19 protein-coding genes, 1 tRNA gene, 1 other RNA gene and 2 pseudogenes are annotated in these 21,224 nt (G+C 40.6%); 16 read left to right on the top strand and 7 right to left on the bottom strand.

Annotation, left to right across the window (positions count from 1 at the left end; genetic code table 11):
* Positions 1–383: 383 nt before the first annotated feature.
* Complete coding sequence (locus tag OVN21_RS10025; RefSeq protein WP_267248305.1) at positions 384–3,473, top strand: DUF1542 domain-containing protein; 3,090 nt, start codon at positions 384–386, stop codon at positions 3,471–3,473.
* A 184-nt stretch (positions 3,474–3,657) separates the two neighbouring features.
* Positions 3,658–3,846: pseudogene (locus OVN21_RS10020) on the top strand (IS5/IS1182 family transposase); the annotation flags it as partial.
* A 265-nt stretch (positions 3,847–4,111) separates the two neighbouring features.
* Here OVN21_RS10020 and trhA read toward each other — a convergent pair.
* Both trhA and OVN21_RS10005 read right to left on the bottom strand, forming a co-directional pair.
* Complete coding sequence (gene trhA, locus OVN21_RS10010) at positions 4,112–4,759, bottom strand: PAQR family membrane homeostasis protein TrhA (protein WP_267248303.1); 648 nt, start codon at positions 4,757–4,759, stop codon at positions 4,112–4,114.
* Positions 4,756–5,202, bottom strand: coding sequence for a DUF1836 domain-containing protein (locus tag OVN21_RS10005; RefSeq protein ID WP_267248302.1), 447 nt, complete (start codon positions 5,200–5,202; stop codon positions 4,756–4,758). Before OVN21_RS10005 ends, trhA begins: the two co-directional genes overlap by 4 nt.
* A gap of 134 nt (positions 5,203–5,336) precedes the next feature.
* Between OVN21_RS10005 and OVN21_RS10000 the strand changes: the two genes are divergently transcribed.
* The 7 genes from OVN21_RS10000 to trxB all read left to right on the top strand — a co-directional run bounded on the left by OVN21_RS10000 (position 5,337) and on the right by trxB (position 9,678).
* Positions 5,337–5,831, top strand: a complete 495-nt coding sequence (locus tag OVN21_RS10000; RefSeq protein ID WP_267248301.1) for a GNAT family N-acetyltransferase — start codon at positions 5,337–5,339, stop codon at positions 5,829–5,831.
* Complete coding sequence (locus OVN21_RS09995; RefSeq protein WP_267248300.1) at positions 5,828–6,343, top strand: methylated-DNA--[protein]-cysteine S-methyltransferase; 516 nt, start codon at positions 5,828–5,830, stop codon at positions 6,341–6,343. The genes OVN21_RS10000 and OVN21_RS09995 overlap by 4 nt, the downstream gene beginning before the upstream one ends.
* Positions 6,344–6,355: 12 nt before the next feature.
* Complete coding sequence (locus tag OVN21_RS09990; RefSeq protein WP_267248299.1) at positions 6,356–6,712, top strand: arsenate reductase family protein; 357 nt, start codon at positions 6,356–6,358, stop codon at positions 6,710–6,712.
* Positions 6,713–6,855: 143 nt separating this feature from the next.
* Positions 6,856–7,656, top strand: a complete 801-nt coding sequence (locus OVN21_RS09985; RefSeq protein WP_267248298.1) for an amino acid ABC transporter permease — start codon at positions 6,856–6,858, stop codon at positions 7,654–7,656.
* On the top strand, positions 7,656–8,399 hold the full coding sequence (locus tag OVN21_RS09980) for an amino acid ABC transporter ATP-binding protein (RefSeq protein WP_267248297.1): 744 nt from the start codon (positions 7,656–7,658) through the stop codon (positions 8,397–8,399). Before OVN21_RS09985 ends, OVN21_RS09980 begins: the two co-directional genes overlap by 1 nt.
* Before the next feature lie 77 nt (positions 8,400–8,476).
* Positions 8,477–8,701 (top strand): DUF4059 family protein, encoded by a 225-nt coding sequence (locus tag OVN21_RS09975; protein ID WP_267248296.1) that lies wholly within the window; start codon positions 8,477–8,479, stop codon positions 8,699–8,701.
* Between the two features lie 65 nt (positions 8,702–8,766).
* Positions 8,767–9,678 (top strand): thioredoxin-disulfide reductase, encoded by a 912-nt coding sequence (gene trxB / locus OVN21_RS09970; protein ID WP_267248295.1) that lies wholly within the window; start codon positions 8,767–8,769, stop codon positions 9,676–9,678.
* A 36-nt stretch (positions 9,679–9,714) separates the two neighbouring features.
* On the opposite strand, the gene rlmB is transcribed toward trxB, so the two are convergent.
* Both rlmB and def read right to left on the bottom strand, forming a co-directional pair.
* Entirely contained in the window at positions 9,715–10,443 is a 729-nt protein-coding gene (rlmB, locus tag OVN21_RS09965; protein ID WP_267248294.1) for a 23S rRNA (guanosine(2251)-2'-O)-methyltransferase RlmB, read from the bottom strand.
* Between the two features lie 45 nt (positions 10,444–10,488).
* Positions 10,489–11,100: a peptide deformylase gene (def, locus tag OVN21_RS09960; RefSeq protein ID WP_267248293.1), complete on the bottom strand. Its 612-nt coding sequence runs from the start codon at positions 11,098–11,100 to the stop codon at positions 10,489–10,491.
* 154 nt (positions 11,101–11,254) lie between these two features.
* On the opposite strand from def, the gene OVN21_RS09955 reads away from it, so the two are divergent.
* The 4 genes from OVN21_RS09955 to ssrA all read left to right on the top strand — a co-directional run bounded on the left by OVN21_RS09955 (position 11,255) and on the right by ssrA (position 14,471).
* Entirely contained in the window at positions 11,255–12,577 is a 1,323-nt protein-coding gene (locus OVN21_RS09955; protein WP_267248292.1) for a CapA family protein, read from the top strand.
* Positions 12,578–12,598: 21 nt separating this feature from the next.
* A complete protein-coding gene (locus tag OVN21_RS09950; protein ID WP_267248291.1) occupies positions 12,599–13,426 on the top strand; it encodes a Cof-type HAD-IIB family hydrolase in 828 nt (275 codons plus the stop codon).
* Position 13,427: 1 nt separating this feature from the next.
* On the top strand, positions 13,428–14,063 hold the full coding sequence (locus OVN21_RS09945; RefSeq protein WP_267248290.1) for an SGNH/GDSL hydrolase family protein: 636 nt from the start codon (positions 13,428–13,430) through the stop codon (positions 14,061–14,063).
* A 60-nt stretch (positions 14,064–14,123) separates the two neighbouring features.
* Positions 14,124–14,471, top strand: a transfer-messenger RNA (tmRNA) gene (gene ssrA, locus OVN21_RS09940).
* Between the two features lie 229 nt (positions 14,472–14,700).
* Here the strand turns inward: ssrA and OVN21_RS09935 are convergent.
* Positions 14,701–14,788: transfer RNA gene (locus tag OVN21_RS09935), tRNA-Ser, on the bottom strand.
* A 161-nt stretch (positions 14,789–14,949) separates the two neighbouring features.
* Here OVN21_RS09935 and OVN21_RS09930 point away from each other — a divergent pair.
* Genes OVN21_RS09930 through OVN21_RS09920 form a run of 3 tightly spaced genes read left to right on the top strand, consistent with a single transcriptional unit; the run spans position 14,950 to position 18,553 of the window.
* A complete protein-coding gene (locus tag OVN21_RS09930; protein WP_267248289.1) occupies positions 14,950–15,690 on the top strand; it encodes a DeoR/GlpR family DNA-binding transcription regulator in 741 nt (246 codons plus the stop codon).
* A complete protein-coding gene (gene pfkB / locus OVN21_RS09925) occupies positions 15,687–16,598 on the top strand; it encodes a 1-phosphofructokinase (protein ID WP_267248288.1) in 912 nt (303 codons plus the stop codon). Before OVN21_RS09930 ends, pfkB begins: the two co-directional genes overlap by 4 nt.
* Entirely contained in the window at positions 16,595–18,553 is a 1,959-nt protein-coding gene (locus OVN21_RS09920) for a PTS fructose transporter subunit IIABC (protein ID WP_267248287.1), read from the top strand. Before pfkB ends, OVN21_RS09920 begins: the two co-directional genes overlap by 4 nt.
* Positions 18,554–18,659: 106 nt before the next feature.
* Here the strand turns inward: OVN21_RS09920 and OVN21_RS09915 are convergent, their stop codons facing one another.
* Together OVN21_RS09915 and OVN21_RS09910 are read right to left on the bottom strand one after the other, a co-directional pair.
* Complete coding sequence (locus OVN21_RS09915; RefSeq protein ID WP_267248286.1) at positions 18,660–20,987, bottom strand: hypothetical protein; 2,328 nt, start codon at positions 20,985–20,987, stop codon at positions 18,660–18,662.
* A pseudogene (locus tag OVN21_RS09910) lies at positions 20,975–21,224 on the bottom strand (hypothetical protein); the annotation flags it as partial. The gene OVN21_RS09915 and the pseudogene OVN21_RS09910, both read right to left, overlap by 13 nt.

Here is a 21,224-nt window from a genome sequence, read left to right as displayed (position 1 = left end):
CTTAATGTCCACTGTAATGAGTGAGATATAACTAAGTTCGAGAGAGAATCAGATTGATTCTCTCTTTTGTAATAGTCAAGAGACAAGAAAAATTTTATGGCTCTTTGAAAATATAAAATGAATTGAATTCCTACAAATATTATGGAGCCAAATTTCCTAACCTTTTTAGAGTAGTAAAGCAAAAATGTTATAAAATCGTAATATTTCTGATAATACATCATTTGCTACATAAAATATAATATTTACAGCAATATATATATATATATACGTGTTTATGTATAATATTTATGGTAGAATAGTAAGTTTAGATAAGTATCTATTGAATTATTAGAATAAAAGTGTATATTAGGATATGAAAGAATAATTATTTTGGAGGAAATTAGATGTTTTACAAAGGTAAACACGATCGTGAACGACAACTACGATTTTCTATTCGCAAGGTTAGCTTTGGTGCAGCTTCGATAGCTGTAGCAGCCTTCTTTATGTTTGTGGGGAATGGAGCAGTAGCGGCGGCAGAAACACCATCCACTTCTGTACCAACTCCAGATACAAGTAAGCAAATTGAAGAAGAGAAAGAACAGATAAATAATCAGACAGATGAGACTAGGGGAGGTACTTCTCTTCAGGTAGTGGATGAGCAGGATACTGAAAGCGGAACTATAGGCAAACATGGTAAAACTACTGATACGCCTTCTGTATCCAATATAAAAGGGAAGTCAGAGGAAACTTTGCTACATAGGCGAAATCGTCGAGCTTTACCGCAAGAAGCTCAAGATATGGAAAATCCAACATACACTGCACCAAGCGATAGCGCAAGTGCAGATGATTTAGCTACTAAATTGAAGGAGTTGCCAAGCACAGTAGATAATGAGAAAAAACTTCCTGCAATAGATGAAGTTGGTGCTACCCAAAATATAAATAAGGGTGAAGTAAAAGAACTTAATGAGTTTGGCGGTTGGAATGCTGTGATAGCTGATAACCAAAAAGGAAAGTTCACTGTTGCAAGAAAAACAGCAGACGGGGTATTTCCTATTGAAACTGTTAATACCGTAAAAGGGAAGAATTTAATAGATAATGTAACATGGACTCAAGAATCTGTTTTTAATCGCGATAATGAATATGTGTTGCTTTTATCAAAAGTAAGAACTGAGAAAAATAGGCAAGAAGAAACATTTGATGGCAAACCTTACCAGGAAAATGGTGAAGGTAAAACTATAGCCAAGGGGTTAAAAGGTTTTAATGGAATTGAAAAGACTTTTAAAACCTTTTCCTCTTCAGTAGGTTCTAGCACAACAATTAGATTTAAGACAGGATATACAGGAGATATTGATGGATTTAAAGCCAAATATAAGGTTGAAGTATTTGGTAAAAAAATGGGAAGCACGACTCCAGATGTGCTTTATACTGCTACTTTTGATCCTTCAAAAGATGTAGCTGATGACAATATGACAGTAGTAGCTGCAAAAGATGGAAACACTGGGACCTTTTCTACTAAGAGAGGAGCTACAAATAGAGATGAGTTAAATAAGAAATTAGCGGAAACTAAAAATAAACCAAATGGTACAGCAGGGACATTTACAAGTAAAGTAATTGATATTCCTGCAGGCTATACGGAATACACCGTTCGAATTAGTGCAGGTGATAATGACCGTTTGGGTATGGGCTATCAAATAAATTGGGATCATTACGCTCTTCCAATTACTGGATCAGGATTTAGTATTACTCAGGATACAAAAAAAGTAGCTAAAGATTTATTAACTAAAGTATATACGAAACTAACAGAACAAAAACCAAATGATACCAAATGGTCAACTGCTGAAACTAAAATGGAATATGAAGAAAAGCTACAAGCTATCACTGTTGGACTAAATTCTGAAGCCAGTACAACAGAAAATTACAAAAAATTAGCAGAAGCTGTGGTTGAAAAACATAAAACTTTGAATGAGGAGACAAAAATTAAAGACAAGGCCAAAGCTATCGTAGAAAGCGCCTTGTCAGACAAAGAGAAAGCACTCGACGCGAACGCTAAACTTTCAGAAGCAGAAAAAACAGCCGCCAAAGCAGAAGCTAAGAAAGCAGCAGACCAAGCTAAGGAAGCTATTGATAAAGCTAGCGACCAAGCAGAAGTAGATACCAAAGCTACTGAAGGTAAAACGAAAATAGAAGCGATTAACCCGGTAGGCAAAGACAAGGCCAAAGCTATCGTAGAAAGCGCCTTGTCAGACAAAGTCAAAGCACTCGACGCGAACGCTAAACTTTCAGAAGCAGAAAAAACAGCCGCCAAAGCAGAAGCTAAGAAAGTCGCAGACCAAGCTAAGGAAGCTATTGATGGAGCTAGCGACCAAGCAGAAGTAGATCGCAAAGCTACTGAAGGTAAAGCGGCAATCGAAGCGATTAACCCAGTAGGCAAAGCCAAGGCCAAAGCTATTGTAGACAGCGCCTTGTCAGAAAAAGAGAAAGCACTCGATGGGAACGCTAAACTTTCAGAAGCAGAAAAAACAGCCGCCAAAGCAGAAGCTAAGAAAGTCACAGACCAAGCTAAGGAAGCTATTGATGGAGCTAGCGACCAAGCAGAAGTAGATCGCAAAGCTACTGAAGGTAAAGCGGCAATCGAAGCGATTAACCCAGTAGGCAAAGTCAAGGCCAAAGCTATCGTAGAAAGCGCCTTGTCAGACAAAGAGAAAGCACTCGATGGGAACGCTAAACTTTCAGAAGCAGAAAAAACAGCCGCCAAAGCAGAAGCTAAGAAAGTCGCAGACCAAGCTAAGGAAGCTATTGATGGAGCTAGCGACCAAGCAGAAGTAGATCGCAAAGCTACTGAAGGTAAGACGAAAATAGAAGCGATTAACCCAGTAGGCAAAGCCAAGGCCAAAGCTATTGTAGACAGCGCCTTGTCAGAAAAAGAGAAAGCACTCGATGGGAACGCTAAACTTTCAGAAGCAGAAAAAACAGCTGCCAAAGCAGAAGCTAAGAAAGCAGCAGACCAAGCTAAGGAAGCTATTGATAAAGCTAGCGACCAAGCAGAAGTAGATCGCAAAGCTACTGAAGGTAAGACGAAAATAGAAGCGATTAACCCAGTAGGCAAAGACAAGGCGAAAGCTATTGTAGAAAGTGCCTTGTCAGACAAAGTCAAAGCACTCGACGCGAACGCTAAACTTTCAGAAGCAGAAAAAACAGCCGCCAAAGCAGAAGCTAAGAAAGCAGCAGACCAAGCTAAGAAAGCTATTGATGGAGCTAGCGACCAAGCGGAAGTAGATGCCAAAGCTACTGAAGGTAAAACGAAAATAGAAGCGATTAATCCAGTAGGCAAAGACAAGGCGAAAGCTATTGTAGAGGCCGCCTTGTCAGACAAAGAGAAAGCATTACCAAGTACAGGTACCGCCGATTCGTCTACACTGATGATTGCAGCGGCCGCAAGTGCCGTTTTGGGGCTTGCTTTTGTAGGATATCGTCGTAAAGAAGATGATATCTAAGATAATAACGTCGTGAAGCTTACTGTCAACTGTAGTGGGGTGATGAAAAGTTACAACCTGAGACTAGGCAGAAACTCACTTCTAACTATCAAAAAAACGAGCATTTCCGTAGTTGGAGATACTCGTTTTCTTATGTCATGGTTTATAATTAAAATAACAAGCAAACAATTAGAAAGTCATGAAAATGTACAAAGATTGTAATACAAATCAGTTAAGTTTGGAAATAAATCTTGCCTACGCTATTCCAACAACTCACGAAGCGAGAATGAGTAGCCTCTTTGTGGACAGTATCCCTAGTCAAGTATTACTGGAAGAGACCTTTCACACTGATCGCCCTGCCTTTCATCTAGCTATGCTCATGAAAAAGGTTCTCGAATCTACGTCAAACGAAAAATCAATATTGAACCCATTTTTGCTAGATTGAAGAATGTTTTCGGCTGCATGGCAGAAGCAAACAAGCTGTCGCAACAGATCTAGTACTCCTTTTTATGAGCATAAATTTCACCGAATTGGTCAAGAATCTTACCTCTAAAATATCAACTATTCAAAAACCACACAGTGTTTCCTTTAACTTGCTTATATTCAAGACTGAAATCACTGTGTGGTTTTATTTAGGGGCTAGTTTTTGCCCAGATTTTTTACATGTAATAAACAATGGCGATGTATTGTAGTGCAGCCGCTGCTAGGATAAAGAGATGCCAAATCATGTGGAAATAAGGTTTTTTCTTAGCGTAAAATCCAGCTCCAACTGTATAACACAGCCCACCAGTTACCATGAGGCTCCAGAAAATTGGCGTTGTTTGACTGATAATGGCAGGAATGACAGCCAGAACCAACCAGCCCATAATCAAGTAAAGGGCAAGGCTGAATTTTTCATTGACCTTTTTAGCAAAGATTTTATAGAGGATGCCAAAGATGGTCGTTCCCCACTGAATGGCAATAATGAGATAGCCAAACCAGTTATTCATCAAAGTCAAGACGACCGGCGTATAAGAGCCTGCGATAGCGACATAAATCATAGAATGGTCGATGATTCGCAAGACGTATTTGTGGGTCGAACCATAGGCCATAGAGTGGTAAATAGTTGACGAGAGGAACATGAGAAAGAGACTGATAACAAAGATAGAAACGCCAAAAGATGATAAAAATCCATGTGCTTCATAACTATAGGTGGATGAAATGGGGAGTAAGATGAGCATGATAACGGCACCTACAGCATGGGTCACGCTATTAGCAATTTCCTCTCCAAAACTGAGTTTTTTACTGAGCTTTAGACCGGTATTCATTGGATTTCCTCCTCTTCTTTGATAAGGATTAAGTCTAGAGTTTGATGATAGAGTTTAATGGTTTGGCAGCTGCTTTGGATAATAGGGTTAGCTGGGTCAATTCCTTGGTTCATGTAGTCCACAAAAGCGTCGTAGAGCTGGTCTGAGCTTGCTTGAGTTTGGAGACTATTCAGTGTCTGGGCGATTTCTTGGATCGAAAAGACAGACTTGAGAGTGGTAATGGCAATCAAACGGGCAATCTGTTTTCGTTGGTATTTTTTCTTGTCTGGCTTTGTCAGGTAACCATGTTTGACATAGTTGTTGACCATGGATGCGGTCAGACCCTTGTCTTTATCTGGAGAGATAGGGGAACAGACTTGATTGACATAAAGTAAAACCTGATCCAGATAGAGGTCAATGTTTGGAATTTCTTCCCATCTTGGGTAGGAAAAGGTAGTTTTCATTTTTAACTCCTTTTTATCTAGTTTTTATAACTAGATTATAAAATAACGAAAACAAAAAGTCAAGTTTTAACTGCTTGTGAAAAGGCTTAAATTATGTTATGATGGGAGAAACTAGTCAGAAAAGAGGAGAAAAGATGGAGATTCGTTTAGCTTTTCCAAATGAAGTAGATCCCATTATGCGGGTGATTGCGGATGCTAAAAAATGTTTAGCAGATGCTGGTAGTGACCAGTGGCAAAATGGCTATCCAAATGCAGACATCATTATTGATGATATCATCTCAGGCCAAGCCTATGTAGCCTTGGAAGAAGGAGAACTGCTAGCCTATGCTGCTGTGACCAAGAGCCCCGAGGCAGCCTATGAAACCATTTATGAAGGAAATTGGCAGGGGGGAGAGTCAGAATATCTGGTCTTTCACCGTATCGCTGTGGCAGCAGATGTCCAAGGACAAGGTGTTGCTCAGACTTTCTTAGAAGGCTTGATTGAAGGTTTTGATTATCTAGATTTTCGTTCAGATACGCATGCACAAAACAAGGCCATGCAGCATATCTTTGAAAAGCTGGGCTTCCAACAGGTTGGTAAAGTTCCGGTTGATGGGGAACGTTTGGCCTATCAGAAATTAAAAAAATGAAGCAGAAAAAGTACGCAAAAATGCTCTACCCATCGCCAATTGGAACCGTATCCTTAGTTGCTGACGAGCAATATCTGTATGGAATTTGGATACAGGACCAGAAACATTTTGAGAGGGGAATCGCCGGAGATAGTATAGAAGTAGTTAAGAAACATCCTGTCCTAGACCAGGTTATTTCCTATTTAGATACCTATTTCGAAGGCAGTGTTCAGGATCTGTCTGACTTACCTTTGGCTCCAATTGGAACAGATTTTGAAAAGCGAGTCTGGGCTTGCTTACAGACCATTCCTTATGGTCAAACAGTGACTTACGGACAAATAGCTCAAGATCTGCAAGTGGCTTCTGCTCAAGCGATTGGTGGAGTAGTGGGGCGCAATCCTTGGTCCATACTCGTTCCCTGTCATCGTGTGCTGGGGTCAGGCAAGCGCTTGACAGGCTATGCATCGGGAGTCGAAAGGAAAGCCTGGCTCTTGCAACATGAAGGTGCAGCATTTCAAGAAAATAAAAAATAGAAAGAAAAGAAGATGTTAGAATTTATCGAATACCCAAAATGTTCAACTTGTAAGAAAGCAAAACAAGAATTAAACCAACTCGGTGTGGACTACAAAGCTGTCCACATCGTAGAAGAAACCCCAAGTGAAGACGTGATTTTGAACTGGTTGGAAACTTCCAGTTTTGAAGTGAAGCAATTTTTCAACACCAGTGGGATCAAATACCGTGAATTAGGGCTGAAAGATAAGGTGGGAAGCTTGACAAAACAAGAAGCAGCTAAACTTCTAGCGAGTGATGGCATGTTATTGAAACGTCCAATTCTGGTGGAGAATGGTGCTGTTAAACAAATCGGCTATAGAAAAACCTATGAGGACTTAGGTTTGAGATAGTTTTTATCTATCAAATATATAGCCTCCCTGTTTTAAAGTGTGATAAACTAGAAGATAGACAAAGTCTGAGCAACCCGTAGCAAATAATTTGCTTGCGAGCAGAAGTATGATAGAATGAATCATTATCAGGAGAGGATGTTTTTATGACTGTTACAACATTTTTAGCATCAGATTGGTACCAAAGTTTGATGCAACTCATTCCGGATGGTAAGCTCTTTAGTTTGCGTTCGGTCTTTGATGGAATTACAAGGATTGTCCAGCAACTGCCTACAACCTTGATGTTGACGCTTGGAGGTGCACTCTTTGGTTTGCTACTTGCCCTGATTTTTGCCATTGTGAAGATCAATCGTGTTAAGATTCTATATCCCTTGCAGGCCTTTTTCGTCAGTTTCTTAAAAGGTACCCCAATCCTAGTCCAACTTATGTTGACCTACTACGGAATTCCTTTGGCACTGAAAGCTATCAACCAACAATGGGGAACTGGTTTCAATATCAATGCCATTCCAGCGGCGCTTTTTGCGATTGTAGCCTTTGCTTTTAATGAGGCGGCTTATGCAAGTGAAACGATTCGTGCAGCCATTCTCTCAGTTAATCCTGGTGAGATTGAGGCGGCACTCAGTCTGGGTATGACCCGAGCGCAAGTTTATCGACGAGTGATTATTCCAAATGCAGCAGTGGTAGCGACACCGACTTTGATTAACTCCCTTATCGGTTTGACCAAGGGAACTTCTCTAGCCTTTAGTGCAGGTGTTGTGGAGGTCTTTGCCCAGGCTCAGATTTTGGGTGGAGCCGATTATCGTTACTTTGAGCGTTTTATCTCTGTTGCTCTTGTTTATTGGGTAGTCAATATCGGAATTGAAAGTCTCGGTCGTTTCATCGAGAGAAAAATGGCTATTTCAGCACCCGATACAGTGCAAACAGATGTGAAAGGAGACCTTCGTTAATGATTAAGATTTCGAATTTAAGCAAATCCTTTTCAGGACAGACTGTCTTGGATCATCTGGATCTGGATATCCAAAAAGGGGAGGTAGTGGCCTTGATTGGTTCATCTGGAGCTGGGAAATCAACCTTTCTTCGTAGTTTGAACTACCTTGAAACTCCAGATAGTGGAACGATTCAGATTGACAATTTTAAAGTTGATTTTTCTCAGATTAGCCAAGAAGAGATCCTAACTCTTCGTCGCAAGTTGTCCATGGTTTTCCAACAGTTTAATTTGTTTGAACGCCGAACAGCTCTTGACAATGTCAAGGAAGGTTTGGTTGTCGTTAAGAAATTATCGGACGAGGAAGCAACAAAAATCGCTAAGGAAGAGTTGGCCAAGGTTGGACTCTCTGACCGTGAAAACCATTATCCTCGCCACTTATCAGGTGGACAAAAGCAACGGGTTGCTCTCGCGCGTGCGCTTGCCATGAAACCAGATGTCTTGCTCTTGGACGAGCCCACTTCAGCCCTTGACCCAGAATTGGTCGGTGAGGTAGAAAAGTCTATTGCAGACGCTGCCAAGTCAGGTCAGACCATGATTTTGGTTAGTCATGACATGTCTTTTGTAACCCAAGTGGCAGACAAGCTTCTCTTCTTAGATAAAGGGAAAATCATCGAGTCCGGCACACCGGATGACATCATCAATCATCCGAAAGAAGAACGAACAAAAGAATTCTTTGCTAGTTACAAACGGACTTATATTTGATATAATAGATAAAGGAAAACTCAGTTAGCTGGACTAGCTGAGTTTACTCTTTAAAAAAGATAGAAATGAGAGAAATCATGCTACTGCAACTATTTTCTTTATATTTCGAGAGTTTGATCTTGACCACCATCCTCGTCCTGATTTTTTTAGGGATTTGGATTGGACTGAGAGCCATGTCGGGAATTGATAAGACGGCCAAGGCTCGCCAAGCCCATCTCTATGATATGATTATGATTGGAGTTTTGGCCGTTCCGGTGTTATCCTTTGCCGTCATGAGTTTGCTCTTGGTTTTCAAGGCATAATCCTTGCGTGACTAGCAAGAATAAGTTAGAATAAAGATAGTTACAACAAGAAAGAAGGAATCGAAATGTACGATACGATTATTATCGGTGCTGGACCTGCGGGAATGACAGCTGCCTTATATGCTGCTCGAAGCAATCTGAAAGTGGCTTTGATTGAAGCTGGTCTGCCAGGTGGTCAGATGAATAATACATCTGATATTGAAAATTACCCAGGATATGCTAATATTAGTGGGCCAGAATTGGCTGAAAAGATGTTTGAACCACTTGAAAACCTTGGAGTGGAGCATCTTTATGGCTATGTTGAAAATATTGAAGACCAAGGTGACTATAAGAAGGTAATCACTGATGACCAAGTTTACGAAACCCGTACTGTCATCGTGGCAACTGGTTCTAAACACCGTCTCTTGGGTGTCCCCGGAGAAGAAAAACTGAACAGTCGTGGTGTTTCCTATTGTGCAGTCTGTGATGGAGCTTTCTTCCGCGATCAAGACTTGCTCGTAGTTGGTGGTGGAGATTCAGCGGTAGAAGAAGCCCTCTTCTTGACTCGCTTTGCCAAGTCTGTCACTATTGTTCACCGTCGCGACCAACTTCGTGCCCAAAAGGTTTTGCAAGACCGTGCCTTTGCAAATGAGAAAGTCAACTTTATCTGGGACTCTGTCGTCAAGGAAATCAAAGGTGAAAACCGAGTAGAATCTGTCGTATTTGAAAATGTAAAAACAGGTCAAGTAACAGAGCAAGCCTTCGGAGGTGTCTTTATCTATGTTGGTTTGGACCCTGTTAGTGATTTTGCAAAAGATTTGAATATCCAAGACCAGGCAGGCTGGATTGTGACAGACAATCACATGAAAACTGGTGTTGACGGGCTCTTTGCGGTTGGGGATGTTCGCCAGAAAGACCTTCGCCAAGTGACAACAGCAGTTGGAGATGGGGCTATCGCTGGTCAAGAGGCCTACAAGTTTATCACCGAACATAGTTAAGCAAAAAAGTTTCCAATCACTTGATTGGAAACTTTTTTATAGTCTGTTTCGGAAAACTTCGTATATGAGAATGGCTGCGGCAACACTGGCATTGAGGCTTTGAACATGCCCATTCATGGGAATGGTAATCATTTCATCGACCTGTTTTTTGATGTTGCTAGAAATGCCTTTTCCTTCATTTCCGATGATGAGGGCGATTTTCCCTTTTGTATTCCACTTGTGGCAAGGAGTACCGTTCATATCTGTTCCAAAGGTCCAGAAGCCTTCATCCTTGAGTTTGTCTAGAGTTTGACTGAGGTTGGTCACTCGGGCAATTGGAACGTGCTCAATAGCACCTGTGGCCGTTTTGGCAACTACAGGAGTCACTCCGACAGCACGGTGCTTGGGAATGATGACACCTGAAACATTGGTCGCATCAGCAGTTCGCAAGATAGAACCTAGATTATGAGGATCAGTTAGACCATCCAGAATCAATAGAAGTGGATTTTCTTCTTGGCGTGTTTTGGCTAGGATGTGATCCAGCTCGCTATAGGCAAATTCGGACACTCGTAGAACAAAACCTTGGTGAACAGCATCTTCAGTCATCTCTGAGAGGGATTTTTTTGAACTCCAAGAAATGGACACCTTCTTTTCTGTAGCCAGTTCCTTGACTTTCTCAACATTCTTACCTCGGAGATCTTCTTGGAGGTAGAGTTTGTTTCCAGTATTTGCAAGGAGGGCTTCTGTAACGGCGTGGACGCCATAGACAATATCATTTGTTTTCATGTCTCTATTATAACACAAAACCCCGTCTTGAAACGGGATTTTTCTTTATTCGAGGATGAGGAGTCCATCTTTAACTTCAAATGGGTCTTTTTCATTGATACGATCGTAAAACATGATTCCGTTGATGTGGTCAATTTCATGCTGAACAACAATGGAGTTGTAGCCTTTGAGTTTGATGCGGTGTTTTTCTCCATCCTTGTCAAAGTAGTCAACAGTGACGCGGGCATGACGAACAACATAGCCTGGAACTACACGGTCGACAGATAGGCACCCTTCTCCTTCACCGAGAGCGGCGTCCTGAACAGAGTGCGAGACGATTTTTGGATTGTACATAATAGCTTGCAAATCGTAGGGTTCCTGTGGGGTTTCACCTTCTTCCACAATATTTGGCACTAAAACAGCGATAATACGTTTTGAGATATCGATCTGGGGGGCAGCCAATCCAACCCCACCGCGGAGCCCCATCTTTTCAGCCATAACGGGATCCTGAGAATGTTTGAGGAATTGCATCATCTTTTCTCCAAGGATGATTTCCTGGTCAGATAGTGGGAAAGTGACCTCCTCAGCAACCGCGCGTAAAGTTGGATTTCCCTCACGGATAATATCGTTCATATCAATTAAATGAGCAGCTTTTGTAATACGTTCTATAGCAGACATTTTCTCTCCTTTCATTACCTCTATATGATAACACAAAATAGGCGAGAAAGAAAGTCATAGAAGTTCCTAAAAAATAATATAATAAACGGCATTCCCCTTTTGTCTGTGGTATAATAAAAGAAAAGACTTGCAGTAAAAGCAAGGGGGGATAAAGATGGAAAAGCGACAAGATAGAGGGGCTCATGGTCCTATTTTTGGATTGTTGAAGAGTGGTATTGGTTTCTTTAGAAATTATAAATCTTGGACAAATGCCCAGTTTATTACGGTGTTGTTGCTTGCAGTTTCCTTGTCTATGGGGCTGAACTTGTTGGTCCAAGCAGTACAAGGTAATAAGGGAACAAGTCTGAGTGGTCAAACAGTTGATTCTGCTCGGACGTCTAGTCAGTCCAAGGAAAATCAGTCTGACGAAACGACAGCCCGTATCATGGCAAATGGTGACCTTCTCTACCATATTCCCATCTACCGAACAGCTCTGAAAGAAGACGGTAGCTACGATTTCCACGAAAATTTTGAATATGTAAAACCATGGCTCAAGCAAGCGGATTTAGTGCTTGGTGACTTTGAAGGAACGGTGAACAAGGATCACTACTTGGCAGGTTACCCTCTCTTTAATGCACCTGGAGAAGTCATGGATGCAATCAAAGATGCAGGCTATCAAGTCTTAGATTTGGCTCATAATCACATCTTGGATTCTCAAATAGAGGGAGTGGTTTCGACAGCAGAAGCTATTGAAAAGGCTGGAATGACACCCATCGGAGTCTACACACATGAATCCCGTGACCAAGCTCCACTAGTTATCAAGGAAGTCAATGGTATCAAGGTAGCTCTCCTAGCCTATTCTTACGGTTTTAATGGCATTGAGCAGTATATCTCTCAAGAGGACTATAATCGCTATCTTTCTGACCTGAATGAAGATAAGATGAAGGCAGAAATCGAGCGTGCTGAGAAGGAGGCGGATATTACTGTCATCATGCCTCAGATGGGAATTGAGTACCGGCTAGAACCAACGGAAGAACAGAAAATACTGTACCACAAGATGATTGACTGGGGAGCCGATATTATCTTTGGAGGACATCCTCACGTTGTTGAACCTGCTGAAACAGTTGAAAAAGATGGTGACAAAAAACTGATCATCTACTCCATGGGAAATTTCCTATCAAACCAGCGCATTGAAACCATGCAAGACGAGGAAAATGCTAAGTGGACGGAGCGCGGTGTTCTCATGGATGTGACCATTAAGAAAAAAGATGGCAAGACAAGGATTGAAACTGCTAAAGCACATCCTACTTGGGTCAATCGAACTCCTAAGGGAACTTATTCTCCAGAAGGCTATCCGCTCTTCCTCTATCAGACCTATATCCTAGAGGACTTCATTGAGGGAGGCAGTTACCGTAACAAGTTGGATGAGGCGACTAGGGAACGAATTGACACGGCCTATAAAGAAATGAATGAACATGTGGGATTGAAGTGGGATTAGTTTGAATCCAGAGGAAATGAAATGACGATTAAGGTAATTGCGACAGATATGGATGGAACCTTGCTGGATGCTAGAGGTCAGCTGGATCTTCCACGTTTGGAAAAGATTTTAGATCAGCTAGATCAAAAGAATATCCGTTTTGTCATTGCGACGGGGAATGAAGTTCATCGTATGAGACAATTGCTAGAACATTTGGTGAGTAGAGTTGTCCTAGTCGTTGCCAATGGGGCGCGTATTTTTGAAAATAATAAACTGATTCAAGTACAGACCTGGGATGATGCTATGGTTGACAAGGCTTTAGTTTATTTTAAAGGGAGAGAGTGTCGAGATCAATTTGTTGTCACTAGTATGAATGGGAGTTTTGTCAAGAAAGGAACTGTTTTTACAGAACTTGATAAATTTATGACTCCTGAGATGATTGAAAAACTCTATCGGCATACAAACTTTGTTGAAGAGCTTAGCTCGGATCTCTTTGGTGGGGTGCTAAAGATGAGTATGGTCGTCGGTGAAGAACGTTCTAGTTCTGTTTTGCGGGAAATCAATAATCTCTTTGATGGGCATGTGAGAGCTGTTTCCAGTGGTTATGGTTGTATTGATATCCTACAGGCTGGAGTTCACAAGGCTTGGGGATTGGAAGAATTACTCAAACGCTGGAATTTGCAATCGGAACAAGTCATGGCTTTTGGTGACAGTGAAAATGATGTCGAAATGCTAGAACTGGCTGGAATGGCCTATGCTATGGAAAACGCAGCTGATGAGGTCAAGGCCGTTGCGACTGATTTAGCGCCAGCCAACAGCCAGGCGGGTGTTTATCAAGTCCTAGAAAATTGGTTAGAGAAAGAGGGATAAGGTGGCGGTACAGTTATTAGAAAATTGGCTCCTAAAAGAGCAGGAAAAGTTTCAAACCAAGTATCGTGAATTGAATCAAGTTTCTGCCCTAGAGCCAGATGTAATTTTTATCGGCGATTCGATTGTAGAATACTACCCATTGCAAGAGTTGTTTGGGACTGCAAAGACGATTGTCAATCGTGGCATCCGAGGCTACCAGACGAGACTGTTATTAGAGAATTTGGATGCACATCTTTATGGTGATGCTGTGGATCAAATTGTCCTATTGATTGGGACAAATGATATCGGAAAAGATGTCCCTGTGAATGAAGCCTTGGATAATCTTGAGCGAGTGATCCAATCAATTGCCCGAGATTATCCGTTGTCACAAATAAAGCTCCTTTCCATTCTGCCAGTCAATGAGGGAGAGAAATACAAGCAGACTGTTTATATCCGAACCAATGAAAAGATTAGAGAATGGAATCAAGCCTATGAGGCTCTAACATCCGCCTATATGCAGGTAGCTTTTGTGCCTGTTTATGATAGTTTGATAGATTCAAAAGGGCAGCTTCAATCAACCTATACAACAGATGGTCTCCATCTAAGTGTAGCCGGTTATCAAGCCTTGTCAGAAGCCTTAAAAGAGTATCTTTTCTAAAGAGGTGGCTTGATTTTGCATTTTTGAGTTAGATAAGGTATAATGGTTTTATTGTCTTTTGGGGTCGTTACGGATTCGACAGGCATTATGAGGCATATTTTGCGACTCGTGTGGCGACGTAAACGCTCAGTTAAATATAACTGCAAAAAATAACACTTCTTACGCTCTAGCTGCCTAAAAACCAGCAGGCGTGACCCGATTTGGATTGCTCGTGTTCAATGACAGGTCTTATTATTAGCGAGATACGATCAAGTTTTGTCTGACGGCTTGATAAGAGATTGATAGACTCGCAGTTTCTGGGCTTGAGTTATGTGTCGAGGGACTGTTAAACTAATACATAACCTATGGTTGTAGACAAATATGTTGGCAGGTGTTTGGACGTGGGTTCGACTCCCACCGGCTCCATTATTCTTTCACTAACCTTGGAAAAACGTTGTTAAATCAACGTTTTTTATTTTTATCTTTGGTATTCTTGCAGAAAAAGGAGTCAAATACAGACTCTCTTTTTGAAGAAGGTCTGTCGTATTCTAGAAATCTATATCCTTTTGTTTTATGAAATCATATAGTGTTTGTATTATTTGATTTTTAAATGTTTGCGATAAAAAAACTGCACCGAAATGCAGTTTTTGTTTTTCTACGGAAGACATGGGATTCGAACCCACGCACGCTGTTACACGCCTACCGCGTTTCCAACACGGCCTCTTAAGCCCCTTGAGTAATCTTCCAATACTTACTCAAATAGTCTACCATAAAGACCCTTATCTTGCAATAAAAATTCTGAAATAAGAAAAAATGATAGAATTTGATAGAAAATGATAAAAAATGCTTGACTTTGAAAGGAAGTGTGATAGAATGAATAGTGTAAACGATAACAGGAGGTGATTCGATGTTAAAAACAGAGCGGAAACAACTGATTTTAGAGGCGTTAAATCAACACCATGTAGTCTCCCTAGAAAAATTAGTCAGTCTATTAGAAACATCAGAATCAACAGTACGAAGAGATTTAGATGAGTTGGAGACGGAAAACAAGCTTCGCCGTGTGCATGGAGGAGCAGAATTACCCCACTCTTTGCAGGAAGAAGAAACCATTCAAGAAAAATCTATCAAAAACCTTCAAGAGAAGAAGTTGTTAGCTCAGAAAGCAGCCTCTCTCATTAAAGAAAAAGATGTCATCTTTATCGATGCTGGAACAACTACAGCCTTTTTGATTCATGAATTGGTCAATAAGAATATTACTGTAGTAACCAACTCGATTCACCATGCTGCTCAGTTGGTTGAAAAGCAGATTCCAACTGTCATGGTTGGAGGAAGTGTCAAGATGGCGACAGATGCTAGCATCGGGGGCGTTGCTCTTAACCAAATCAATCAATTGCACTTTGACCGTGCCTTTATCGGAATGAATGGTGTGGATGATGGCTATTATACGACTCCTGATATGGAGGAGGGGGCTGTGAAGCGTGCTATTTTAGAGAATGCCAAACAGACATATGTCTTGGTGGATTCGTCTAAGATTGGACAAACTTGCTTTGCTAAGGTAGCTCCACTCAAACGAGCTATTGTTATCACAAGTCAAGGGCATGAGCTCTTGCAGGCCATTAAGGAAAAAACGGAGGTAATAGAAGTATGATTTATACAGTCACACTCAATCCATCCATTGACTATATCGTTCGTTTGGACCAAGTCCAAGTTGGTAATGTCAATCGTATGGACAGTGATGATAAGTTTGCTGGTGGGAAAGGGATCAATGTCAGCCGTGTCTTGAAACGTTTGGATATACCAAATACAGCGACGGGATTTATCGGTGGCTTTACTGGTAAATTTATCACAGATACTTTGGCTGATGAAGAAATCGAGACACGTTTTGTCCAAGTAGCAGAAGATACTCGTATCAATGTCAAAATCAAAGCAGACCAAGAAACAGAAATCAACGGAAGGGGTCCAACTGTCAACCCAGCTCAGCTAGAAGAATTGAAAGCTATTTTATCTAGTCTAACAGCAGATGATACGGTGGTGTTTGCAGGTTCAAGTGCTAAGAATCTAGGTAATGTTATCTACAAGGATCTAATTGCCTTGACACGCCAGACGGGTGCGCAAGTGGTTTGTGACTTTGAAGGACAGACCTTGATTGATAGTTTGGACTACCAGCCACTATTGGTTAAACCAAACAATCACGAGCTTGGAGCTATCTTTGGAGTGAAACTCGAAAGTTTAGATGAAATCGAGAACTATGCTCATCAGTTACTGGCCAAAGGTGCTCAAAATGTCATTATCTCTATGGCTGGGGACGGTGCCCTTCTTGTCACATCTGAGGGAGCTTACTTCGCAAAACCAATCAAGGGAACAGTCAAAAATTCTGTCGGAGCTGGTGACTCTATGGTCGCTGGATTTACAGGTGAATTTGTCAAATTAAAAGATGCAGTAGAAGCCTTCAAATGGGGAGTTGCTTGTGGAACAGCAACGACATTCTCTGATGACTTGGCAACTGCAGCATTTATAAAAGAAACTTATGAAAAAGTTGAGGTAGAAAAACGATGAAAATTCAAGACCTATTGAGAAAAGATGTCATGTTGCTGGATTTGCAGGCGACTGAAAAAACAGCAGCTATCGAAGAGATGATTCATAGCTTGGTAGAACACGGTTATGTGACGGATTTTGAAACCTTTAAAGAAGGAATCTTAGCGCGTGAAGCTCTCACTTCTACTGGTTTGGGTGACGGAATCGCTATGCCTCACAGCAAAAACTCTGCTGTCAAAGAAGCAACAGTTCTCTTTGCTAAGTCAAACAAGGGTGTTGACTACGAGAGCTTGGATGGACAACCAACAGACCTCTTCTTCATGATTGCGGTTCCAGAAGGTGCCAATGATACTCACTTAACAGCCTTGGCAGAATTGTCCCAATTCTTGATGAAAGACGGTTTTGCTGACAAACTTCGTCAAGTAAGATCATCTGACCAAGTTATCGAACTTTTTGACCAAGCTTCAGAAAAAACTGAGGAGCCTGTCCCAGTACCTGCAAATGAATCTGGCAACTTTATCGTAGCTGTTACAGCTTGTACGACAGGTATTGCTCATACATACATGGCTCAAGAAGCCCTTCAAAAAGTAGCTGCTGAAATGGGTGTCGGCATCAAGGTTGAAACCAATGGTGCTAGCGGTGTTGGAAACCAACTAACTGCAGAAGATATCCGTAAGGCTAAAGTTGTTATTATCGCAGCAGACAAGGCCGTTGAAATGGATCGTTTCGATGGCAAACCATTGATCAATCGTCCAGTTGCAGACGGTATCCGTAAGACGGAAGAATTGATTAACATGGCTCTTTCAGGAGATGCTGAAATCTACCGTGCTGCTAATGGAGCAAAAACTGCAACAGCATCTAATGAGAAACAAAGCCTTGGTGGTGCCTTCTACAAACACTTGATGAGTGGTGTATCTCAAATGTTGCCATTCGTTATCGGTGGTGGGATCATGATTGCCCTTGCCTTCTTGATTGACGGTGCTTTGGGTGTTCCGAATGAAAACCTTGGCAGTCTTGGTTCCTACCATGAACTAGCTTCTATGTTCATGAAAATCGGTGGTGCAGCCTTTGGTTTGATGCTTCCAGTCTTTGCAGGTTATGTTGCCTACTCTATCGCTGAAAAACCAGGTTTGGTTGCAGGTTTCGTGGCTGGTGCTATTGCCAAAGAAGGTTTTGCCTTTGGTAAAATTCCTTATGCAGCAGGTGGTGAAGCAACTTCAACTCTTGCAGGTGTCCCATCTGGTTTCCTAGGTGCCCTTGTTGGTGGATTTATCGCAGGTGCCTTGGTTCTTGCTATCAAGAAATACGTTAAAGTTCCTCGTTCACTTGAAGGTGCTAAATCAATCCTGCTATTGCCACTTCTTGGAACAATCTTGACTGGATTTGTTATGCTGGCTGTCAACATTCCAATGGCGGCAATCAACACTGCTATGAATGACTTCCTAGGTGGTCTTGGAGGCGGTTCAGCTGTCCTTCTTGGTATCGTTCTTGGAGGAATGATGGCTGTCGATATGGGTGGACCAGTCAATAAAGCAGCTTATGTCTTTGGTACAGGTACGCTTGCAGCGACTGTTTCTTCAGGTGGTTCTGTAGCCATGGCAGCAGTTATGGCTGGAGGAATGGTTCCGCCACTTGCCATCTTTGTTGCAACTCTTCTTTTCAAAGATACATTTACCAAAGAAGAACGCAACTCTGGTTTGACAAACATCATCATGGGCTTGTCATTTATCACTGAGGGAGCTATTCCGTTTGGTGCAGCCGACCCAGCTCGTGCTATCCCAAGCTTCATCCTTGGTTCAGCAGTAGCAGGTGGCCTCGTTGGTCTTACTGGTATCAAACTCATGGCGCCACACGGAGGAATCTTCGTAATCGCCCTTACTTCAAATGCCCTTCTTTACCTTGCCTCAGTCTTGGTAGGAGCAATCGTAAGTGGTGTGGTTTATGGTTACCTGCGCAGGCCTCAAGCAGTGAAATAAGTAAAATAAATTTAGAGAACTATATATATCTGTTTACACCAACAATAACATGTAGTGTTTCGACAATATCGAAAAAGACGATTTCAGTTTGGAAATCGTCTTCTCACTATTTCAACAGTTCATACTCAAATAATTTACTTTCAAGCTCATTCTCATAGTAATCAGCTAACCTTGTTTTAAGTTCTTTTAGTTTAGTATTAACTTTTTCATTGTTGAATATCTTTTTATCATTACCATCTTTGTATGATGTATTTATGTCCAGTTCAATTTGATAAGTACCATAGTTGTATTTTGGGTTATATTCTTGAGTATTTTTAGCTAATTCAAGTAATTCATCGAAGACACCTAGCAACATTAAGTCAGCTCTATCAAGTTTTCCATATTTTTCTTGTTGGACCAATTCTTTACGAACTAGAGAGTTCTCATCTAGGCACATTTCGTTATTATAAAACTTTCCATCAGAACCATCAAAGCTCAAACAATGATTTTTTTGAGAGATACAAGTCCATAATGTAGCTTTTCTAAGAAAATCTGTATCCTCTGTATACAAATCCCCTTTATCAGCAGTTGTATAGTAAATATCCCTTTCATACCAGTTTTTTTGAGGGTATTGCTTGGCAACAAACAAAGCAGTTTGCTCTGCGTAATTATTTGTTCTAACTTGACTACCATATCCATGATAAGTTGAAATTCTAGTCATACGGACATCTTGTGCTGTCAAACCAAAACCGCTGGCTTCTAGGTGAGCTAAAATATCCTTACTATATATTGGATTAAACTTTTTATTATCACGCAAATAAGTTTCATAGCCATCATATCTAACAACGGTTGTTGCTTTTTGATCAGTGGGTAACTTTTTAGAGTACAACTTAGATAAAGTAGTATAAACTTTTTTTATGTTTACATTCTTCACATCTTTAAGGATAGCATCCTCAGGTGCATCAATGACTGCTGCTCCTTTCCCAGTTCCCCATTTTTTATTATCTCTCCATATTTCTTTAGCAGTTACAGTAATACTTTCAGTTTCGTTATCTTGATCATTTTTCCAAAGTGCTACCAAAACGGAACTTTCTTGTGCTTTAAAGTTCCCTCTGTTTGCTAGAAAACCATCAATAAAGATTTTGTGCATTAGACCAACTGATTTCCAATACTTAACAGGAGCAAATAAAATATAATAGTCGTTTTCATCTCTCATAAAGTATTTTTCAAAAGACCAAACGAATTGATTTAGCAAATCTTTTGCATGGTTACTATCACCAACAAATTTATCGGACATCAATTTCCTTATATAGCTAAATTTATCTCTCGATTTAACATTTCCTTCTTGAGCACGAGCTAATTCGCTAGAATAAGGGGGATTTTCAAAACCAATAATCGCAACATTTTTGTCATCTATGACTTCTTGTAATGTATTATGTTTTCCCTCTGTTTCCATTGGAATTGATAAAAACTCTTCTGCTAAAGCATCCCCACCTGTTACTAAGTTCCCCTTGTTTTCTTGTACCATTGAAAGTGGTGGTATGATAGCCCGTACCTTCCCAATATATTTGTTATACAAAACAAGCCATTCTTTTATTTCATAAGTATTCAAGATAACATGGCTTAACTCTTCTTCAGTTAAATAATGCTCTAATGCTCCTGTACCAGCACATCTATCCAAAATAACATAGTCCCTACCTTTAGGAAGACTGCTAATAGCTTGACGAACAAGTTTAGTTGCTTCTTTAACATAAGGTAATGGTGTATAAAACGCACCTAAATCTTTTCTATTTGCAGGGTCATTTAATGCGTCCATCACGGTGTCAAAATCACTTTCGTCTCCACACCAAGGTAAGATATAGTTTTCGACTATTGAATTAGATGGTTGTTTGAGCATCTCAAACATTTGAGATTTTGTTGTTGTTTTATCGTAACGGTATATGTAGTTCGCCCACCCTAAAATGTTTGGAAAATCAATTTCAAACTTTTGATACTCGTCTATTTGAAATAATTCACGCAATTCGCGATTTTTAGGGCTATTTGGTTGAAAAACATCAAATTCAATTACTTTTTCAGGATTAGTAGCATTTTTTAAAGTGGTCTGATTTACATTTTTTGATGCACTATTCGTATAATTTTGTAAAATTTCTAAACGATATTGAGTTGTATCATAAACACTAGCACGATTTTTATTAATATCAACTAAAACGATTTTGCTTGGTATAGGAATACCACCTTTTATCCTTAATTTAGACAGATAGTGGATAGCTTGAACAAGCACAGCATTAAGATCAGCAATGCTATTTTTAAATTCAAACAGAGCTCCGTTAATGATACCATCAGTATTTTCGATTAAAATATCTTTTTCATCAAAACCGAAATTTCTCCAGAAAAATAAATTGTCAGCTCTTTCATTTCCAGATTGCCAACTTCTATCAATAGCTAGAGGAGCCATTTTACACCTCCAACAATCAACTCATTGAGTTGAGAAGCAACAGAAAAGACCTTCTCACAAAAATGTGAAAAAGCCTGTTTTAGGGCTTGACAAAAAATACGCTTGATTATATAATCAGCGTGAGCTGTGAGCTGTGAGCTGTGAGCTGTGAGCTGTGAGCTGTGAGCTGTGAGCTGTGAGCTGTGAGCTGTGAGCTGTGAGCTGTGAGCTGTGAGCTGTGAGCTGTGAGCTGTGAGC

The sequence above is a fragment of the Streptococcus sp. Marseille-Q5986 genome (genome assembly GCF_946902915.1).
Taxonomy (GTDB): Bacteria; Bacillota; Bacilli; order Lactobacillales; family Streptococcaceae; genus Streptococcus.
The sequence above is the reverse complement of the archived record's forward strand: the minus strand, read 5'-3'. Positions and strand labels throughout refer to the sequence as shown.

Coding starts and splice junctions, on each gene's coding strand:
- OVN21_RS10025 (WP_267248305.1), top strand. CDS start 384: ATGTTTTACAAAGGTAAACACGATCGTGAACGACAACTACGATTTTCT.
- trhA (WP_267248303.1), bottom strand. CDS start 4,759: ATGAATACCGGTCTAAAGCTCAGTAAAAAACTCAGTTTTGGAGAGGAA.
- OVN21_RS10005 (WP_267248302.1), bottom strand. CDS start 5,202: ATGAAAACTACCTTTTCCTACCCAAGATGGGAAGAAATTCCAAACATT.
- OVN21_RS10000 (WP_267248301.1), top strand. CDS start 5,337: ATGGAGATTCGTTTAGCTTTTCCAAATGAAGTAGATCCCATTATGCGG.
- OVN21_RS09995 (WP_267248300.1), top strand. CDS start 5,828: ATGAAGCAGAAAAAGTACGCAAAAATGCTCTACCCATCGCCAATTGGA.
- OVN21_RS09990 (WP_267248299.1), top strand. CDS start 6,356: ATGTTAGAATTTATCGAATACCCAAAATGTTCAACTTGTAAGAAAGCA.
- OVN21_RS09985 (WP_267248298.1), top strand. CDS start 6,856: ATGACTGTTACAACATTTTTAGCATCAGATTGGTACCAAAGTTTGATG.
- OVN21_RS09980 (WP_267248297.1), top strand. CDS start 7,656: ATGATTAAGATTTCGAATTTAAGCAAATCCTTTTCAGGACAGACTGTC.
- OVN21_RS09975 (WP_267248296.1), top strand. CDS start 8,477: ATGCTACTGCAACTATTTTCTTTATATTTCGAGAGTTTGATCTTGACC.
- trxB (WP_267248295.1), top strand. CDS start 8,767: ATGTACGATACGATTATTATCGGTGCTGGACCTGCGGGAATGACAGCT.
- rlmB (WP_267248294.1), bottom strand. CDS start 10,443: ATGAAAACAAATGATATTGTCTATGGCGTCCACGCCGTTACAGAAGCC.
- def (WP_267248293.1), bottom strand. CDS start 11,100: ATGTCTGCTATAGAACGTATTACAAAAGCTGCTCATTTAATTGATATG.
- OVN21_RS09955 (WP_267248292.1), top strand. CDS start 11,255: ATGGAAAAGCGACAAGATAGAGGGGCTCATGGTCCTATTTTTGGATTG.
- OVN21_RS09950 (WP_267248291.1), top strand. CDS start 12,599: ATGACGATTAAGGTAATTGCGACAGATATGGATGGAACCTTGCTGGAT.
- OVN21_RS09930 (WP_267248289.1), top strand. CDS start 14,950: ATGTTAAAAACAGAGCGGAAACAACTGATTTTAGAGGCGTTAAATCAA.
- pfkB (WP_267248288.1), top strand. CDS start 15,687: ATGATTTATACAGTCACACTCAATCCATCCATTGACTATATCGTTCGT.
- OVN21_RS09920 (WP_267248287.1), top strand. CDS start 16,595: ATGAAAATTCAAGACCTATTGAGAAAAGATGTCATGTTGCTGGATTTG.
- OVN21_RS09915 (WP_267248286.1), bottom strand. CDS start 20,987: ATGGCTCCTCTAGCTATTGATAGAAGTTGGCAATCTGGAAATGAAAGA.